15 protein-coding genes are annotated in these 17,642 nt (G+C 63.6%); 4 read left to right on the top strand and 11 right to left on the bottom strand.

What is annotated here, in order from left to right:
• The first annotated feature begins 51 nt into the window (after positions 1–51).
• Complete coding sequence (locus B9A15_RS14315) at positions 52–786, top strand: ribonuclease HII (RefSeq protein ID WP_084410926.1); 735 nt, start codon at positions 52–54, stop codon at positions 784–786.
• 91 nt (positions 787–877) lie between these two features.
• On the opposite strand, the gene B9A15_RS14310 is transcribed toward B9A15_RS14315, so the two are convergent.
• The 6 genes from B9A15_RS14310 to B9A15_RS14285 form a co-directional block, all read right to left on the bottom strand.
• A complete protein-coding gene (locus B9A15_RS14310; protein WP_084410924.1) occupies positions 878–1,354 on the bottom strand; it encodes a F0F1 ATP synthase subunit B in 477 nt (158 codons plus the stop codon).
• A 10-nt stretch (positions 1,355–1,364) separates the two neighbouring features.
• The gene (locus tag B9A15_RS14305; protein WP_084410922.1) at positions 1,365–1,976 is read right to left on the bottom strand and encodes a F0F1 ATP synthase subunit B; all 612 of its coding nucleotides are present in this window, start codon (positions 1,974–1,976) and stop codon (positions 1,365–1,367) included.
• A gap of 81 nt (positions 1,977–2,057) precedes the next feature.
• Positions 2,058–2,282 (bottom strand): F0F1 ATP synthase subunit C, encoded by a 225-nt coding sequence (locus B9A15_RS14300; RefSeq protein WP_084410920.1) that lies wholly within the window; start codon positions 2,280–2,282, stop codon positions 2,058–2,060.
• Positions 2,283–2,354: 72 nt separating this feature from the next.
• Positions 2,355–3,113, bottom strand: coding sequence for a F0F1 ATP synthase subunit A (locus B9A15_RS14295; protein WP_084410918.1), 759 nt, complete (start codon positions 3,111–3,113; stop codon positions 2,355–2,357).
• A gap of 155 nt (positions 3,114–3,268) precedes the next feature.
• Positions 3,269–3,658 (bottom strand): AtpZ/AtpI family protein, encoded by a 390-nt coding sequence (locus B9A15_RS14290; protein ID WP_084410916.1) that lies wholly within the window; start codon positions 3,656–3,658, stop codon positions 3,269–3,271.
• Positions 3,659–3,776: 118 nt separating this feature from the next.
• A complete protein-coding gene (locus B9A15_RS14285; protein WP_244556964.1) occupies positions 3,777–4,835 on the bottom strand; it encodes a TerC family protein in 1,059 nt (352 codons plus the stop codon).
• Positions 4,836–5,198: 363 nt separating this feature from the next.
• Here B9A15_RS14285 and B9A15_RS14280 point away from each other — a divergent pair, with 363 nt between their 5' ends.
• Together B9A15_RS14280 and B9A15_RS14275 are read left to right on the top strand one after the other, a co-directional pair.
• Positions 5,199–7,730 carry a heavy metal translocating P-type ATPase gene (locus B9A15_RS14280; protein WP_084410913.1) on the top strand — a complete coding sequence of 844 codons (2,532 nt, stop codon included), beginning with the start codon at positions 5,199–5,201 and terminating at the stop codon, positions 7,728–7,730.
• 129 nt (positions 7,731–7,859) lie between these two features.
• Positions 7,860–9,677 carry an ABC-F family ATP-binding cassette domain-containing protein gene (locus B9A15_RS14275; RefSeq protein WP_084410911.1) on the top strand — a complete coding sequence of 606 codons (1,818 nt, stop codon included), beginning with the start codon at positions 7,860–7,862 and terminating at the stop codon, positions 9,675–9,677.
• A 34-nt stretch (positions 9,678–9,711) separates the two neighbouring features.
• Here B9A15_RS14275 and B9A15_RS14270 read toward each other — a convergent pair whose 3' ends face one another.
• From B9A15_RS14270 to B9A15_RS14250, 5 genes are all read right to left on the bottom strand, one after another.
• Complete coding sequence (locus B9A15_RS14270) at positions 9,712–10,569, bottom strand: metal ABC transporter permease (RefSeq protein WP_084410909.1); 858 nt, start codon at positions 10,567–10,569, stop codon at positions 9,712–9,714.
• On the bottom strand, positions 10,566–11,456 hold the full coding sequence (locus B9A15_RS14265) for a metal ABC transporter permease (protein ID WP_084410907.1): 891 nt from the start codon (positions 11,454–11,456) through the stop codon (positions 10,566–10,568). Before B9A15_RS14265 ends, B9A15_RS14270 begins: the two co-directional genes overlap by 4 nt.
• Entirely contained in the window at positions 11,453–12,379 is a 927-nt protein-coding gene (locus B9A15_RS14260) for a manganese/iron ABC transporter ATP-binding protein (RefSeq protein WP_425292964.1), read from the bottom strand. Before B9A15_RS14260 ends, B9A15_RS14265 begins: the two co-directional genes overlap by 4 nt.
• A gap of 2 nt (positions 12,380–12,381) precedes the next feature.
• On the bottom strand, positions 12,382–13,359 hold the full coding sequence (locus tag B9A15_RS14255; RefSeq protein ID WP_084410905.1) for a metal ABC transporter substrate-binding protein: 978 nt from the start codon (positions 13,357–13,359) through the stop codon (positions 12,382–12,384).
• 205 nt (positions 13,360–13,564) lie between these two features.
• A complete protein-coding gene (locus tag B9A15_RS14250) occupies positions 13,565–16,702 on the bottom strand; it encodes an EAL domain-containing protein (RefSeq protein ID WP_084410904.1) in 3,138 nt (1,045 codons plus the stop codon).
• A 217-nt stretch (positions 16,703–16,919) separates the two neighbouring features.
• Here B9A15_RS14250 and rph point away from each other — a divergent pair, with 217 nt between their 5' ends.
• Complete coding sequence (gene rph, locus B9A15_RS14245) at positions 16,920–17,642, top strand: ribonuclease PH (protein ID WP_084410902.1); 723 nt, start codon at positions 16,920–16,922, stop codon at positions 17,640–17,642.

The following is a 17,642-nucleotide window of genomic DNA, read 5'->3' as shown; positions in this document are numbered from 1 at the left end:
ACGCGCCGGTTCCACCCCGCCGGGCAGCCAAGCCTTGTGGAGAATCGGAGAATGCGCGAGTCTTGCCGCACAATGACCCGCCATTCCTCCGATTCTCCTCTTCCAACACCCCATTCCGAGATCGCGGAGAAGGCACCGAGCTTTTCCAAGCCCAAGCGCGCAAGAGCCCCTCGGCCCCTCCCCGACTTTTCGCGCGAACGCGCGCTGCTTGATGGCTGTGCCCGACATGTCGTGGGGCTCGACGAAGTCGGCCGAGGTCCGCTCGCCGGCCCGGTCGTTGCCGCAGCCGTCATATTGGACCCAAATGCCATTCCAGATGGCCTCGATGATTCCAAGCGGATCAAAGCGCACGAACGCGAGCGCCTCTGCAACGCGCTCTTCCAGACCGCCATCGTCGCCGTTGCCGCTGTCTCGGCAGACGAGATCGACCGGCTGGACATCCGCCAGGCAAGCCTCCTTGCCATGCGCCGCGCGTTTCATAGCCTGTCGATCATCCCGACGGTCGCGCTCGTCGACGGCCGCGATATACCGGATGGATTGAATTGCGAGGCGCGTGCCATCATTGGCGGCGACGGCCTCAGCGTCTCGATCGCGGCGGCCTCCATCGTCGCGAAGGTCACGCGCGACCGAATGATGCTTCGCGCCGACCAGCTTCATCCTGGCTACGGTTTCACGTCCCATATGGGCTACGGCACCAAGACCCATCTTGAAGCCATTCGGCGCCTCGGTCCAAGTCCCCTCCACCGGATGAGTTTCGCGCCGCTGAAAAGCATGACCGCGAGATAGAAGACCCTGAGGACGGACTAATCGACGAACCAACGCAAAAAAGGCCGCACCGGGCGGCCTTTGATAAGTCCAATTCGGAAGGATCGAAGCGTCAGTTCAGGCGGCTGCGAACCGCATCGATCGAGGCGGACATCGGCTGAGGATTGCCGTTCTGATTGCGCTCGGCAATGATCTTCGTCGCGGCCGCGATGGCGACATCGACGGCAGTCGAGCGGACCTCGGCGATCGCGTCCGTCTCGGCCTGGGCGATCTTCTGCTCGGCCATGGCCGTGCGCCGCTGAACGAATTCTTCGTTCTTGCGCTTGGCATCGGCCAGGATCGCCTGGGATTCGCGCTTGGCGCCCTCGACGATTTCCTTGGCTTCCTGCTCGGCCTCGCGGCGGCGGCGCTGATATTCGGCAAGCTGCTGCTTGGCCTCTTCCTTCAGCTCGCGCGCCTCTTCGAGCTCGGTCTGGATGCGCTTCGCGCGATCATCCAGCGAGGCGTTGATGCGGCGAAAGCCTTTCAGATAGACGATCAGAGCAAAGAAAAGGACGAGGGCGACTGTTGCCCAAAACGTATTGTCCATAGGGCCCTCCTCAGCCTCGGCTTGCCGAAACCGCCGCGGCGGCCTCGTCGCGCGACACCTCGATGCCGATCGCATCCTTCAGGATCGCTTCGGTCACCTCGGTCGCAATTCCATCGACCTCGCGCATGGCATTGGCCTTGGTCTCGGCAATGCGGGCCTGCGCCTCTTCGAGCCGCCTGTCGAGATCGGCGTCGAGCTTCTTGCGCTCGGCTTCCGCCTCGGTGCGAGCCGAATCGCGCGCGTCCTGGCCGATCTTGTGGGCTCGCTCGCGCGCTTCGGCGAGTTCCTGTTCATAGGCGGCCTGGGCTTCGTCGGCATCCGACTTGGCGCGCTCGGCCGCTTCGAGATCGAGCGCGATCCGATCGCGGCGATTCTCGAGAATCCCGCCGATACGCGGCACGATCGTGTTCTTCAGCAACCAGTAAAAGATGCCGAAGGTGATCGCCAGCCACAGGATCTGCGACGGGAAGAATTCGGGATTCATCGGCGGGAAGCCGGCTTCATGCCCCTCGCTGCCGTGGGCCACCTCGCCTTGGAGGACAGCGTCCTCGCCGGCTCCAATGGGCGCATGATTGGCATCCGCGCCGTGGTCCTGCGCATTTGCGGCGGTTACGAAAAGCAAGGGTCTAGCCTCCTCGTCATCAGGTCGGCCGGCCGGATGAACCGGCCGGCCGACAAACGATCCATTCGAGCTGCTATTCGATCAAACGAAGAGAAGCAGCAGCGCGATGAGCAGCGAGAAGATGCCCAAGGCTTCCGTCACGGCGAAGCCGAAGATCAGGCGGCCGAACTGGCCGTCGGCAGCGGACGGATTGCGCAGGGCGCCGGCGAGATAGTTGGCAAACATGTTGCCCAGTCCGAGGGCGGTCATGCCCATACCGAAGCAGGCGAGACCGGCTCCGACGTAGCGTGCAGCTTCAGCTTCCATGGGAAAACTCCTTCTTATGGATCGTAGGATAAGTGCCGCGTCTCGTTTCGAGATCGTTTGCGGACAAGGGGATCAATGATGCGGATGCACCGCGTCGTTGAGATACATGCAGGTCAGCACCGCGAAGACATAGGCCTGCAGAAAGGCGACCAGGAATTCCAGCGCCGTGATCGCAACCGTCATGAGAAGCGGCAGGATCGCACCGATGACGCCTACCGCGCCGAGCGATGACAGGGTCACGACGAAACCGGCGAAGACCTTCAGCGTGATGTGGCCAGCAAGCATGTTCGCAAAAAGACGAACGGAGAGCGAAACCGGGCGGGACAGGAACGAGATCACCTCGATCAGCACCACGAAAGGCAAGATCGCACCGGGCACGCCCGACGGAATAAAGACCTTGAACCAGGACAGGCCATGCTTGGCGATACCGTAGCCGACGACGACCGAGATCACCGTCATGGCAAGCGCGAATGTGACGATGATATGGCTTGTCACGGTAAAGAAGAACGGGATCATGCCCAGAAGGTTCGCCACCAGCACGAAGGTGAAGATGGAGAACACGAAGGGAAAGAATTTCATGCCCGCCGTGCCGGCCGAATCCCGCAACATATTGGCGGTAAATTCATAGGTCAGCTCGGTGATCGACTGCAGCTTCGACGGCACGAGCCCACGGCCCCGCGTCGAATAATACAGGAAGGCGGCGGCGACACCCACCGTCAACACCATGAACAGTGTTGAGTTGGTGAAGGAGAAATCCAAGCCGCCGATCTCGATCGGTACAAGGCGAGAGATCGCAAACTGGTGAATGGGATCGGTCGGATTGGTTGCCAAACTTGAAGGTCCTTTGACGAGTCATTCCGCTCTTTTTCGGGCCGACCTGCCAATAGCCTCTCGTTTTCCGCTTCGCAACACCTCCTGGTGCCTTTCTCCATGCGACTTTGCGGTCAAGTGGGTCACGATCGGGCCATTCGGGCTCATTTGGGCCGTCAGGAAGGGCGGCGCGGCTCCTCTGCGCCGGCGCTCTCGCTCGGGGTCTTGGGCGTTGTCGATGGGCCAACGGTGCGCAGGACATTGCGGATGCCGGCGGCAAATCCTAGCATCAGAAAGACGATGAGGCCGAAAGGCGCCGACCCCGCAAGGCGGTCGATCCCGAAGCCGATGCCGCCGCCGACGATGATGCCGGCGGCAAATTCGCTTGCCAGCTTCAGACCTTCGGCCATGCCCTGCATACCGCCGCGCCCGCGTGGGGCCCCTTCGGCAAGTTTGGCCCGTTCGGCCGAGTGCTCGGCGAGCTTGGTCGAGAGGGCCGCACGCCGTGCCGCCCATTCGTCCTCGCTCTGCGACGAATCGCTCCGATCCTCTCGGTGCTCGGCCATGACTGCTCGTTCTCCCACGGGTTGGCGTTCGGCCATTCGTCCAGAGGGGCCGCAATCCTATGCGCGTCCATCGGCCGCCGCCGGCCGATGGACTGGTGAAGCCACGCTCGTTGCGACGTCAATGACGCGGCGTGGCCTCGTTCTCCTCGGCGGCCCGACCGCTCGTCGTCATACGGCTGCGGATCAAGCTGGCGATTGTCGTGATCACCAGGATACCGATGATCACGCCAAGAGACAGGGGCGTCGTGATATGCGGCAGGCCCTCGATCGGTTGCCCGTCGTTCAGGAAGGGCAGGGTGTTCTTCTCCATCGCGTGGATGATCAGTTTCACGCCGATGAAGCCGAGGATCAGCGACAGGCCGAAGCCGAGATAGACTAGCCGGTCGAGCAGCCCGCCCAGAAGGAAGTAGAGCTGCAAAAGGCCGAGCAGCGCGAAGGCGTTGGCCGTGAAGACGATATAGGGCGCGTCGGTCAGGCCGTAGATCGCCGGGATCGAATCAAGCGCGAAGAGAAGGTCGGTCATGCCCAGTGCGACGATGACGACGGCCATCGGCGTGAAAAGCCTCCGCCCATTCTCCACCACCATGATCGCATTGCCGCGATAGTCAGGCGTCGTCGGAAAGGTCCGCTCGAACCATTTTACCACAGCATTCGGCTCATACTCTTCATCGGTCTTCTTGCCGTGACTGAAGCTCTCGACCGCGAGTTTCCAGGCCGTCCAAAGAAGGAAGAGGCCGAAGAGGTAGAAGACCCAGGCGAATCGCTCGATCGCCGCCGCGCCGACCGCGATGAAGATGCCGCGCATGATGAGCGCCAGCACGATGCCGATGAGGAGAGCCTTCTGCTGATCCTCGCGCGGCACGCGGAAGCTCGACATGATGATGACGAAGACGAAGAGATTGTCGACCGAAAGGCTCTTCTCGGTGATGAAACCGGCGAAGAACTCGATACCGTGCGTGTGGTCCCAGACGAGCCAAAGCGCGCCACCGAAGATGCAAGCGAGCACGATATAGAAGACCGACCAGATGGCGGCTTCCTTGAAACTCGGCTCATGGGCCTTTCGCACATGGGCAAAGAAGTCGAAGATAAAGAGCGCGGCGAATCCGCCGATCGTCGCGAGCCAGATCCAAAGCGGCACCGGATCGCTGGCGACACCGCCCATCGCTGTGGCTTCCAATCGAATTTCTCCATAGCCGGGCAGGTGTTGCGCAAGGTCCGAGGGGTCCGGCACCGGCTGCCGGATATAGGCCCCTTTCGAGGATGGACCGCTCGAAGTTTGCGGTACTTATGTGCTCTGCACGGCTCCGCAAAGGCGCGGAAGCACGGCACCGGCGTTATTTTTCGTTCGAGAACCAATTTCAAGGCCGCCCTGTCGCCGGTTCCGGGCATCCGGAACGCCCCATCCGCTATCGTGACGCCCAAGGACTTGACCTTCCAGCAGCTGGAAGGCCCATCTCCACATCGAGCTTATGGATATGCGCACCCGCCTTGAGTCTCAGACAGGGCGGTGCGGACCCGACGATGCCGAGGAGATAACCCGATGCCCGATCGTGGAGACCATGCCAATCACACCGATCATGGGCATGGCCACGACGCGAGCGGCGGATGCTGCTCCGGCGCTGATCGGCCTCAGAAGACGCACCCCTTTCATCGTGATCCGGTCTGCGGGATGACGGTCGACCCGGCCAAGGGCAAGCCGACGCGCCAATTCGAGGGCCGGACGGTGCATTTTTGTTCGGAGAGCTGCGCGACCAAGTTCACGAAGGAACCCGAGCGCTTTCTGACGACCAAGGACCCGGTCTGCGGCATGAGCGTCGAGCGGATCGATGCGAAACATATGTCGAAACATGAAGGTGAGCGCTTCTTCTTCTGCTCGGCGCGGTGCCAGGAGCGCTTCGAGGCGGAGCCGAATACCTTCCTGGGCGATCGCCCTGCGCCCGAACCCGCGTCGGCGGGCACGCAATATACCTGCCCCATGCATCCCGAGATCGTCCAGGATCATCCCGGCGACTGTCCCAAATGCGGCATGGCGCTCGAGCCGATGGGCGTTCCGACCGGTGCGGAAGGCCCCAATCCCGAGCTCGTCGACTTCACCCATCGGCTTTGGGTGTCGGTCGCCTGCGCCGTGCCGCTGCTCATCCTCACCATGGGGCCGATGGTCGGGCTGCCGATTCGCCAATGGATCGGCGAGCGCGCGGCGATCTGGACCGAATTCGTCCTCGCGACGCCGGTCGTCCTCTGGGCCGCCCTGCCCTTCTTCAAGCGCGGCTGGGCCTCGATCGTCAATCGCTCGCCCAATATGTGGACGCTGATCGCCATCGGCGTCGGCGCAGCCTATGGGACCAGCGTCGTCGCGACGCTCTTTCCCGGCATCTTCCCCGCTTCCTTCCGCGAAAACGGCACGGTGCCTGTCTATTTCGAGGCGTCGGTCGTCATCGTCGCGCTGATCTTCGTCGGCCAGGTGCTCGAATTGAAGGCGCGAGAGCGCACGGGTTCCGCAATCCGCGCCTTGATGGATCTCGCCCCCAAGACCGCGCGCCGCCTCAGGCCCGACGGAGAGGAAGAGGATGTGGAACTCGTCAGCCTGAAGACCGGCGATCGCCTGCGCGTGCGCCCCGGCGAAAGCGTGCCGGTCGATGGCACCCTCGTCGAGGGGCGCTCATCCATCGACGAATCGATGATCACCGGCGAGCCGGTGCCCGTCGAAAAGACCAAAGGCGAGACGGTGACCGGCGGCACTTTGAACAAGTCCGGCTCCTTCGTCATGGAAGCCGGAGCGGTCGGTGAGGACACCACGCTCTCGCGCATCGTCGACATGGTCGCGAAAGCCCAGCGGTCGCGCGCGCCGATCCAGGGGCTGGCCGACCGGGTCGCCGGCACCTTCGTCCCCGTGGTCGTCGGCGTCGCGATCCTCGCCTTCCTCGTCTGGGCCTTTGCCGGCCCCGCGCCGGCGCTCGCCCATGCCTTGATCGCGGCCGTCTCGGTGCTGATCATCGCCTGCCCCTGCGCGCTCGGTCTCGCAACACCCATGTCGATCATGACCGCGACCGGACGCGGCGCCTCGGCTGGTGTCCTCATCAAGGAGGCCGAAGCCTTGGAGCGGTTTTCCAAGATCGACACGCTGATCGTCGACAAGACCGGCACGCTGACCGAGGGTCGGCCGAAGCTCACCGACGTTCTTGCCCATGGAGACGTCGAAGAGGGCTCGATCCTTCGCGCGGCCGCAACGCTCGAAAAAGGCTCCGAACATCCTTTGGCCGAAGCGATCGTCAACGGCGCCCGCGAGCGCGGCCATGAACTCGGCGAGGCGAGCGATTTCGATTCGCTCACCGGAAAGGGCGTTACGGGCACCGTTGACGGGCAAAGAGTGGCGCTCGGCAATCGCGCGATGATGGAGGCCGAAGGCATCGATGCCGCAGCGCTCGACGATACGGCGGCCGAATATCAGGCGGCGGGCAAGACGGCGATGTATGTCTCCCTGGAGGGCCGGCTCGCCGGGCTCGTGGCGGTCGCCGATCCGGTCAAGGGAACGGCGCGAGACGCGATCCGCACGCTCCATGACAGCGGCATCCGCATCGTCATGGCGACCGGCGACAATGAGCGCACGGCGAGGGCCGTCGCCAAGACGCTGGGGATCGACGAGGTGCGCGCCGGCCTGTCGCCGGAAGACAAGCAGGCCCTTGTCGAGGCGTTGAGGCGCGGCGGCGCAAGTGTGGCCGTGGCCGGAGACGGCATCAATGACGCGCCGGCGCTCGCGGCCGCCGATGTGGGGATCGCCATGGGCACCGGCGCCGATGTCGCGGTCGAAAGCGCCGGCATGACCCTGGTGAAAGGCGATCTGCACGGCATTGTCCGGGCCCGCAAGCTCGCAGAGGCAACGATCCGCAACATCAAGCAGAATCTCTTCTTCGCCTTCGCCTACAACACGGTGGGCGTGCCGATCGCGGCCGGCATCCTCTATCCGGTCTTCGGCCTCCTCCTCTCGCCAATGATCGCGGCAGCCGCGATGAGCCTCTCCTCGGTCTCGGTGATCGGCAACGCCCTGCGCCTGAGGGCGGTGAAGCTCTCATAGAGGCTTCGCCGTTCTTCTGCGTCACGCGTTGAAGCTTTGCCCGGCTGTGGGCGCGCCTTTTAGCGCCGCCGGCCGGGCAAGGCTCGTTTCCTCTTCCGTGACGGCCTGACAATCGCTAAAGAGCGGCTTATGGCACCCCCTCCGCTTCTCCGTCTCGACGGCGTGCGCCTGACCTTCGGCGGCACGCCCCTTCTCACCGATTGCGAGCTGAACGTCCTGCCGGGCGATCGCGTCGCGCTGGTCGGGCGCAACGGCTCCGGCAAGTCGACGCTTTTGAAGATCGCCGCCGGTCAGATCGAACCGGATGGCGGCGAGGTTTTCCTCAAGCCCGGCACGACCCTGCGCTATCTGCCCCAGGAGCCCGATTTCGGGGATTTTCGCACCGTCGGCGATTATGTGCGCTCGGGCCTCGGCCCGGCGGACGATCCCTATCGCGTCGATCTGTGCCTTGCAGCCCTTGGCCTTTCGGAAGCGGCGGAGCCGGCCAATCTGTCGGGCGGCGAGGCGCGGCGCGCGGCGCTTGCCCGCACCCTCGCGCCAGAGCCGGACATCATCCTTCTCGACGAGCCGACCAACCATCTCGATCTTCCGACGATCGAATGGCTGGAGGGTGAACTGGCTTCCATGAAGAGCGCGATCGTGACGATCAGCCACGATCGCCGCTTTCTGGAAACCGTCAGCCGCGCCACCGTCTGGCTCGATCGCGGCGCGGTCAAGCGCATCGACGAAGGCTTTGGAAGCTTCGAGGCCTGGCGCGACAAGCTTCTGGAAGAGGAAGAGCGCGACCTTCAGAAGCTCGACCGCAAGATCGTGCGCGAGGAGCATTGGCTGCGCTATGGCGTGACCGCCCGGCGCACCCGCAATCAGCGGCGTCTCGCCGGCCTTCACGATCTTCGCCAGCAGCGCCGCGACGCGCGCCGGGCCACCGGCCAGGTGGTCATGGCCGCCGGCGAGACGCGCGAGAGCGGCAAGCTCGTCATCGAAGCCGAAAACGTCGTCAAGGCCTATGGCGAGCGGATTCTCGTCCAGGACTTCTCCGCCCGGATCGGTCGCGGCGACCGCATCGGCCTCGTCGGGCCGAACGGGGCGGGCAAGACGACGCTTCTGAAAATCCTGATCGGCGAGACGAAGCCCGATTCCGGGCGCGTGCGCCTCGGCACCAATCTCGATCTTGCCTTTCTCGACCAGAAGCGCGCTGCGCTGAAGGACACCGACACGGTGACTGAGGCCCTGACCGACGGGCGGGGCGATCAGGTGATCGTCAATGGCGAGATGCGCCATGTGGCGGGCTATCTGAAGGACTTTCTCTTCTCCCCGGAACAGATCCGCACCCCCGTCGGCGATCTCTCCGGCGGCGAGCGTGCGCGCCTTCTTCTCGCCAAGACGCTGGCGACGCCCGCCAATCTCCTGGTTCTCGACGAGCCGACCAACGATCTCGACATGGAGACGCTGGATCTCCTGGAAGAGCTCGTCGCAAATTACCCCGGCACGGTGATCCTCGTCAGCCATGATCGCGACTTTCTCGACCGCACGGTGACGAGCATCTTCAACCCGGTCGGCGACGGGAAATGGCTCGAATATGCCGGCGGCTATTCCGACATGGTTGCCCAGAAGCGCGATGCCCAGAAGGCGGCGAAACCCGCCTCGGCAAAGCCGAAAGAGGCGGCGAAATCCGCCGATGGCGACGGCGCGAGGCGCTCGGCTCCCTCCGCCAAACTCTCCTTCAAACAGAAATTCGCGCTCGAAAACCTGCCCAAGGAGATCGCCCGCCTGGAAGCGTCGATCGCAAAGGCCGAAGCCGAAATGGCCGACCCGGCCCTCTTTGCCAAAAACCCCGACCGCTTCAACGCCCTCGCCAAAGCCATCGACCAGGACCGCTCGGCCCTCGCCAAGGCTGAGGACGAATGGCTGGAGCTCGAAATGCTGAAGGCGGAGATGGAGGCGTAGGCGCGTTTGCCGCGTCCACGCTCCGCCACCTCTTCTATTTCGCCGCCATCTCCGCTCCCGTCCTGCGCGAGGCCGCCCTGGCCCTGGCGCCGGAGATGAAGAAGGCGGTGACGAAACAGGCGCTCATGAGAAGGACGATGGTGGGGGCCGGGGCGCTGTCGATGAAGAAGCTCGCATAGACGCCGAGGAGCGAACAACCGAGCGAGATCGCGACGGCGGTCAGAAGCATGGTGGAAAAGCGCTTCGTGAGGAGGAAGGCGATCGCGCCGGGGGCGATCAGAAGGGCGATGGTGAGGATGATGCCGGTCGCTTTCAGGGCCGCAACGATGGTGAGCGACAGCACCGCCAGCAAGCCATAATGCATCAGCCGAACCGGCAGGCCGATCGCCCGCGCCTGCGCCGGATCGAAGGCGTGCAGCAGAAGATCGCGCCATTTGGCAGCGATGAGACCCGTCGTGACACACCCGATGACGGCGGCCTGGATGAGATCGAAAGGCAGGATGCCGAGCATGTCTCCGAAGAGGATATGGTCGAGATGCACCTCGGACGAAATCTTCGTGTAGAGAACGAGGCCGAAGCCGAACATGCCGGAAAAGACGATGCCCATCACTGTGTCTTCCTTCACCCGGCTATTGGCCGAGAGATAGCCGACGGCGGTGGCGCAGGTCATGCCGGCGGCAAAGGCGCCGAGCGCCAGTGGCAGGCCGAGAATATAGGCGATGACGATGCCGGGCAGGACGGCATGGGAGATCGCATCGCCCATCAGCGACCAGCCCTTCAGCACCAGAAAACAGGACAAGAGCGCGGTCGGCACGGCGACGAGCCCGGCGATCAGGAACGCGTCGCGCATGAAGGGAAAGGCGAAGGGGAGAAGGAGATCGTCGTGGCTCATGCCCCCGTCTCCGAAACCGGATGACCGAGGCTGGATGCCTCGGCGAGCGCCTGCCGCGCCCGCCGTTTGCCGGCCAGAATGCCGTGCTTGGGCGCAAAGACGAAGGCTGCGAGGAAGATCAGCGTCTGCAGGCAGATGATGACGCCGCCCGTCGCCCCGTCGAGGAAATAGCTGGCATAGGCGCCGGCAAAACTCGTTCCCGCTCCGATCGCGACCGAGAGCGCGATGAGCCTCGGAAAGCGATCGGTGAGGAGATAGGCCGTCGCGCCGGGCGTCACCACCATGGCGATGACGAGAAAGGCACCGACCGTCTGAAGCGCCGCGACCGTCGAGGCGGCGAGAAGGGTGAAGAAGACGAGCTTCATCAAGCGCGGATCGATGCCGATCGTGCGGGCATGGTTCTCGTCGAAGAAGGTCACCATCAGGTCCTTCCATTTCGCTCCGAGGATGGTGAGCGAGACGGCGGCGATGAGGACGAGTTGCAGCGTGTCGGCGGGCGTCACGGCAAGGATATTGCCGAGAATGATCGTCTGCACGTTCACCGAGGTCGGCGACAGGGAGATCATGAAGAGGCCGAGGCCGAAGAAGGAGGTGAAGATCAGCCCGATGATCGCGTCTTCGCGCAGCTTCGTGCGGCCATTGAGGAAGAGCATGGCGCCGGCCGCCAAGCCGCCGGAGAGAAAGGCGCCGAAGGCAAAGGGCAGACCTAGCATATAGGCGCCGGCGACCCCCGGCACGATCGAATGGGACAGCGCGTCGCCGATCAGCGACCAGCCTTTCAGCATCAGATAGGCCGAGAGGAAGGCGCAGGTCGCGCCGACCAGCGCCGAGACGCCCATGGCGTTGAGCATATATTGATAGGCGAAGGGTTCGAGGAGTGCCGTCATCGACGTGCTTCCGTCAGCGGTTCTGCCCGCTCCTCGTCGCCCTTACCCTCGCCATAGATCACGAAAGGCCGTTCGTCGTCGGTCAGGACACAGGTTGGTCGACCACTCTCCCCCTGCCCGCTGGCGAAATCGAAATGGCGCAAGACGCCGCCGAAGGTGCGTTCCAGATTGGCGCGGGTGAAGACCGTATCGGTCGGGCCGGCGGCCAGGACCGTGCGATTGAGAAGGACGGCGCGGTCGCAGAATTCGGGGACCGAGCCGAGATTATGGGTGGAGACCAGCATCACCCGGCCTTCGTCCCGAAGCGCCTTCAAAAGGTCGATGATCGCCGCTTCCGTCTTCACGTCGACCCCGGTAAAGGGCTCGTCGAGCAGAATGACCTGCCCTTCCTGGGCGAGCGCACGCGCCAGAAAGACCCGCTTCTTCTGGCCGCCGGAGAGTTCGCCGATCTGCCTTTTGGCGAAGGGCGTCATCGCCACCCGTTCGAGCGCCTCCGCCACAGCCTGTCGATCGCTGGGTGAGGGCCGGCGGAAGACGCCCATCCGGCCATAACGCCCCATCATCACGACATCCTCGACGAGAACCGGGAAGTTCCAGTCGACATCCTCGCTCTGAGGGACATAGGCGACGGCATTGGCCTTCAGCGCCGCCGAAACGCTGCCGTCAAGAATGCTGATCTCGCCTTTGGCGAGGCCGACAAAGCCCATAATGGCCTTGAAAAGGGTCGACTTGCCGCTGCCATTGACGCCGACCAGCGCGGTGATGCTGCCGCGCGGAATATCGAAACTCGCCGACTCCAGCGCCGTATGGCCGTTGCGATAGGTGACAGTCGCATCGCGAACGGAGAGCCCGGAGACCTGTGCCGGCGGCTCGCGAACGGGCCGGCGCGCGCGATGTTTGGCGTCGGTCGAGCCCATCATCATGGTCATGGGACAAGGCACTCCGCAATTGTATTCGCCGTCACTTTCAGAAGATCGATATAGGTCGGGACCGCCCCGCCTTCATCGCTCAAAGAGTCCACGTAAAGGACGCCGCCATAGGTCGCGCCCGTCTCGCGGGCGACCTGCTCGGCCGGCTTGGAGGACACCGTGCTTTCGGAGAAGATGCACGGAATATCGCTCGCGGCCATTTCGTCGATCACCGCGCGCACCTGCTGGGGCGTTCCCTGCGCATCGGCATTGATCGGCCAGAGATAGAGCTCCTTCAGGCCGAAATCTCTCGCCAGATAGGAGAACGCCCCTTCGCTCGTCACCAGCCAGCGACGCTCCTCCGGTATCGCGGCGAGTTCCGCACGGATCGGCTCGATCGCCGCTGCGATCTCGCCCTTATAAGCCTCGGCATTGGACCGATACGTCTCCTCGTTCTGAGGATCGGCCTTGATGAAGGCATCGCGAATGTTGTCGACATAGATCATCGCATTGTCGGGCGACATCCAGGCATGGGGGTTGGGTTTACCGTCGTAAGGTCCTTGGGTGATCGAGATCGGCTCCACCCCGTCGGAGACGACGACGCTTTGCGCCCCGCCCAGATTCTGCAGGAAGCGCTCGAACCAGAGTTCGAGATTGAGCCCGTTATGGAAAACGAGATCGGCCCCTTGTGCTCCGACGAGATCGCGCGGCGTCGGCTGGTAATTGTGGATCTCGGCGCCGGGCTTGGTGATGGAGATGACATCGGCCGCCTCGCCCGCCACGTTGCGCGCCATGTCGGCGATGACGGTGAAGCTCGTCACGGCTTTTATGGGTTCGTCCTGCGCCTTTGCCCCGGCGCTTGCACCAAAAGCAAAGGCGAACACAGCGGTGAGACCAACGAGCGAACGGGAAACCCACTGGCGGAGGCGCGCGCGAGGAATCGAGCCTGGCAAAGCTTGCCGCTTCCGCCCTTTACCATCCGCCGACCACAGCATTCCAACACCGCCTTTCCGCAAATGAGAATGATTTGCAATAAGCTGGCGCAATTCCCCGCCGAGCGCAAGCCGGTTGGCGTGATCACATCCGCGTTCACATGGGGCGCGACGGTGCCGAAAGGATCGAGAGGCAACCACCGCTCGACGTGACCTTGCGTCGGCCGACCCGGCAGCGAGTGATCGATAGCCTCGCGTAAGTGTCCAATCACGCCGCGCGCGAAGGCCCGACGCTTCTGCCCGTATCGAACACCGTCACCGGGTCGAAATTCGCCAGCGCTTCTGGTTCGGCGGGCTTGGCGAAGAGATAGCCCTGGACCTCGTCGCACCGCAGTCGTTGCAAAATGTCGAGTTGGGCGGCGGTCTCGACACCTTCGGCGACCACCCGGAGACGCATGGCGCGACCGAGGCGCAGGACCGCTTCGAGAATCGCCAGCGACCCATCGCCGCTCTCGATGTCGCGGACGAAGGACCGGTCAATCTTCAAAGCGTCGAAGGGGAAGACGCGCAGATAGCTGAGCGAGGAATAGCCGGTGCCGAAATCGTCGAGCGAGACACGCACGCCGAGTTTCTTCAGATGGCGCAGAATGCCGAGGGCCTGGTCCCTGTCGTCGACGAGCGCGCTTTCGGTCAGTTCGATCTCCAGGCGCTCCGGGCGAAGGCCGGTCTCGTCGAGAATGCGCATTACGGTCTCGACGAAGCCCTTGGCCCGGAACTGCAACGCACTGACATTGACGCTGACGCTCGCCTCGCCAAAGCTTGCGACCGCTTGGCGGCAAGCTTGGCGCATCACCCATTCGCCGATCTCCGCGATCCGGCCCGATTGCTCGGCGATCGGAATGAAGGTTGCAGGGCTGATCAGCCCCCGGCTCGGATGGCGCCAGCGGATGAGCGCTTCATAGGACACGACGCTGCGCTGGAAGAGATCGATCCGCGGCTGATAGAGAACGAGGAGTTCGTCGCGGGCGATCGCATGCGCCAATCCCTCTTCCAATTCGAGCCGGGTCTGCTCTTCGGCATCCATGCCCGGCGCGAAGACCTTATAGGTGTTCCGGCCTTGGCGCTTTGCATAATAGAGCGCGGTATCGGCCCGTGAGGTGACGATACTGGATTCGCGACCGTCCCTCGGCAGAATGGCCACACCGATGCTGGCGCCCGGATTGATGCGCACGCCATTGCCGAGATCGACCGGCTCGCGCAGCGACTGAAGAAGGCGCATGGCGAAATCCGTGGCCTGGTTCGCGAAGCTGATATCCCGCAGGATGATCGCGAATTCGTCACCGCCACAGCGGGCCGCCAGACCCTTGCTGCCGACAGCCTGTTTCAGGCGCGCGGACACGGCCGCAAGAAGCGCGTCTCCGGCGGGATGGCCGTAAAGATCGTTGATCGCTTTGAAACGATCGAGATCGATGAGCAAAAGAGCGCTCAACGGGCCGTCGTCCCTCAGTCCCGCCAGCGTCTCGTCGAGGGTCTGGCCGAACAACATGCGGTTTGGCAGTCCCGTCAGCCCGTCATGGAGCGCGATGAAGCGGATGCGCTCCTCGGCAGCCAGACGCGCGCTGAGATCGGTCAATGCGACGATCATCATCTGCATGCCGCGGAACATGATGGATTTCAGCTTCACTTCGACCGGGAACGCTGCGCCCTCGCATTGCATCTCGACCTGGAAAGGCTCGTCGGCGATCGTCTGCAAAGCGTCGGCGAAACGCGAGCGATCGGCCGACGCGACGAATTCCATGATATGGGGGTGAAATTCGGGCGACGCATCGATCCGCAGGAGACGCTGGGCTGCCGGATTGGCATCGCGGATCCGGCCCTCTGCCAGAAGCAGGATGCCTTCCGAGGCCGCATCGGCCAGCGTGGCCAGCCGCTCGGCCTCCTGGGAGGCGCGGCGCGCTTCTTCGAGCGAGCGATGCTGAAGCTCGTTGGTTTCCAGATTGTCGAGAAAGCTGTTGAAGAGGCGGGTGAGCCGCTCGGTTTCCTCGCCGACCAGGACCGGTAGCCGCGCCCCGAGATCGGCCGTGCCATGCACGATGCGCTCGAGCGTCTGCTCCATGCCGCCGAGCCCGATGGCCGAGGCATGCTCGGTCTGATTGAGCCCGCGCTCTTCGTCCGCCGCGCTCACGCGGATCGGCCGAATGGCGTCGAGCACCCGGAAGAGGATATAAGAGGCGCAGAAGACCCAGATGAAATTGACCAGCGAGCCGATGGCCTGAATGTCGAACTGGTCCAGGCGGCTACCTGCCGGAAGTCTCTCCAAGGGAGCAACGAAGGCAAGGCCGATCGTCCCGACGACGCCCGCCACACCGTGAATACCGATAACGCCGAGAGCATCATCGATCCGAAAGCGCCTTTCGATGAACGCATTGGTCCCAATCGCGGCGCCGCCGCCGAGCGCGCCGATCAGGATCGCGCCTCCCGGCGTCAGGAGATGGCAGCCGGCGGTAATCGCCACGAGACCACCTAAAAGCCCATACATGGTGAATTCGGGATAGGTGACACCGTCGCCTCTGAGGCACAGAAGATAGCCCACCGCCCCGCCGGCCGCGCCAGCAAGGACCGTGTTCGCCACGATGCCGCCGACCGCGGCATTGGCCTCGAAGGTCGAGCCGCCATTGAAGCCGAGCCAGCCAAAGAAGATGAGCAGGGTCCCCGCCGTCGCGATGACCGTGGAATGGCCGGCGATACGGTTCGGCCGCCCGTCGGCGCCGAAACGGCCGATCCGGGGCCCGAGGACCAGACAGCCGGCCAGCGAGACCCAGGCGCCCGTCGCATGAACGACGGTCGAGCCGGCGAAGTCGACGAAATGGCGATTGGCGAGAAAGGCAGAAGCGCTGGGATCCAGAACATTTCCCCAGGCCCAATGGGCGAAGACCGGATAGATCAGCGCGCCGACGACCACCGAGGCGATCACATAGACAGACAAGCGCAGCCGCTCGGCCGTCGCCCCCGACAGGATGGTCGCCGCCGTTCCGCAGAACATCACCTGAAAGGCGAAGAAGGCGATGCCGGACGGATCGAGATTGGATAAGAGGAAGCTGTCGGCATCGAGACCGAACCCGTAGCCGCCATCGCGGCCGAAGGCGATCATGAAGCCCACAATGGCGAAGGCGAGGGCCGCGAACACGAAGTCGAGAAGGTTCTTCTGCGCGACATTGATCGAATTCTTCGAGCGCACGAGACCGGCTTCGAGCATCATGAAACCGGCTTGCATCATCAAGACCAGTGCGGCCGCGGTGATAACCCAGGCGATGGAAGCGGGCTCGGACAAGGTCTCCCGCACCGATCCGGCCCACGCCGGTTCGGCGAGAAGAAGCGCCCCTGATCCTATGATGAGCCTCTTCAAGATCTGCTCCGTCTTTAAACTCTGTGGGAAACTTGAGCAGAAGACACTTAAAAAGGAGAAAACGGCAACACGGCTTATAATTGATGGTTGTCGGCTGGCGCCGCGGCCTTTGAAAGGTCCCTATCGCTTTCGCCTTTGCATCGCCTCTTTATCCTCGTTAGAAGCGCGGCCAGATTGGTTAATCCTTCCCTTCGAACACACGACGCTCGGATCCTTCATGCGCCCATCCAAACGCCCTGCCGACGCCATGCGCGAGGTCTCGCTCACGACCGGCGTCAATCGCCATGCCGAGGGGTCCTGCCTCGTCAAATTCGGCGAGACGCAGGTTATGTGCCTCGCAAGCCTTGAAGAGCGCGTCCCGCCTTTCCTGAAAAATTCCGGCAAGGGCTGGGTGACGGCCGAATACGGCATGCTGCCGCGCGCAACGGGCGACCGCATGCGCCGTGAGGCGTCTGCCGGCAAGCAGTCGGGTCGCACCCTCGAAATCCAGCGCCTGATCGGGCGTTCCTTGCGCGCCGTCGTCGACCTGACCGCCCTTGGCGAGCGACAGATCACGGTGGATTGCGACGTCATCCAGGCCGATGGCGGCACGCGCACGGCGGCGATCACCGGCGGTTATGTGGCGCTCGCCCAGTGCCTCAAATGGATGGAGGCCCGAGGCATGGTCTCCACCAAGAACGTCCTGAAGGGTCATGTGGCAGCCGTCTCCTGCGGCATCTATAAGAACGAGCCGGTGCTCGATCTCGACTATGCCGAGGATTCGACCGCCGAGACCGACGCCAATTTCGTCATGACCGGCGCCGGCGGCATCATCGAGATTCAGGGCACGGCCGAAGGCGCCCCCTTCTCCGAAGAAGAGTTCCTGACCCTTCTGAAGCTCGCCCGCAAAGGCGTCGGCGAATTGGTCGAGGCTCAGCAGCGCGTGCTCGGAGAGGGCTGA

This window comes from Fulvimarina manganoxydans (assembly GCF_900176465.1).
GTDB lineage: Bacteria > Pseudomonadota > Alphaproteobacteria > Rhizobiales > Rhizobiaceae > Fulvimarina > Fulvimarina manganoxydans.
Note: the sequence above shows the minus strand (reverse complement) of the source record. Positions and strands in the feature narration are given on the sequence as shown.

Excerpts from the sequence above, each read along its gene's own strand:
- B9A15_RS14290 (WP_084410916.1), bottom strand. The coding sequence starts at position 3,658 with ATGGCCGAGCACCGAGAGGATCGGAGCGATTCGTCGCAGAGCGAGGAC.
- B9A15_RS14255 (WP_084410905.1), bottom strand. The coding sequence starts at position 13,359 with ATGCTGTGGTCGGCGGATGGTAAAGGGCGGAAGCGGCAAGCTTTGCCA.
- rph (WP_084410902.1), top strand. The coding sequence starts at position 16,920 with ATGCGCCCATCCAAACGCCCTGCCGACGCCATGCGCGAGGTCTCGCTC.
- B9A15_RS14280 (WP_084410913.1), top strand. The coding sequence starts at position 5,199 with ATGCCCGATCGTGGAGACCATGCCAATCACACCGATCATGGGCATGGC.
- B9A15_RS14315 (WP_084410926.1), top strand. The coding sequence starts at position 52 with ATGCGCGAGTCTTGCCGCACAATGACCCGCCATTCCTCCGATTCTCCT.
- B9A15_RS14260 (WP_425292964.1), bottom strand. The coding sequence starts at position 12,379 with ATGATGATGGGCTCGACCGACGCCAAACATCGCGCGCGCCGGCCCGTT.
- B9A15_RS14275 (WP_084410911.1), top strand. The coding sequence starts at position 7,860 with ATGGCACCCCCTCCGCTTCTCCGTCTCGACGGCGTGCGCCTGACCTTC.
- B9A15_RS14310 (WP_084410924.1), bottom strand. The coding sequence starts at position 1,354 with ATGGACAATACGTTTTGGGCAACAGTCGCCCTCGTCCTTTTCTTTGCT.
- B9A15_RS14265 (WP_084410907.1), bottom strand. The coding sequence starts at position 11,456 with ATGACGGCACTCCTCGAACCCTTCGCCTATCAATATATGCTCAACGCC.
- B9A15_RS14270 (WP_084410909.1), bottom strand. The coding sequence starts at position 10,569 with ATGAGCCACGACGATCTCCTTCTCCCCTTCGCCTTTCCCTTCATGCGC.
- B9A15_RS14300 (WP_084410920.1), bottom strand. The coding sequence starts at position 2,282 with ATGGAAGCTGAAGCTGCACGCTACGTCGGAGCCGGTCTCGCCTGCTTC.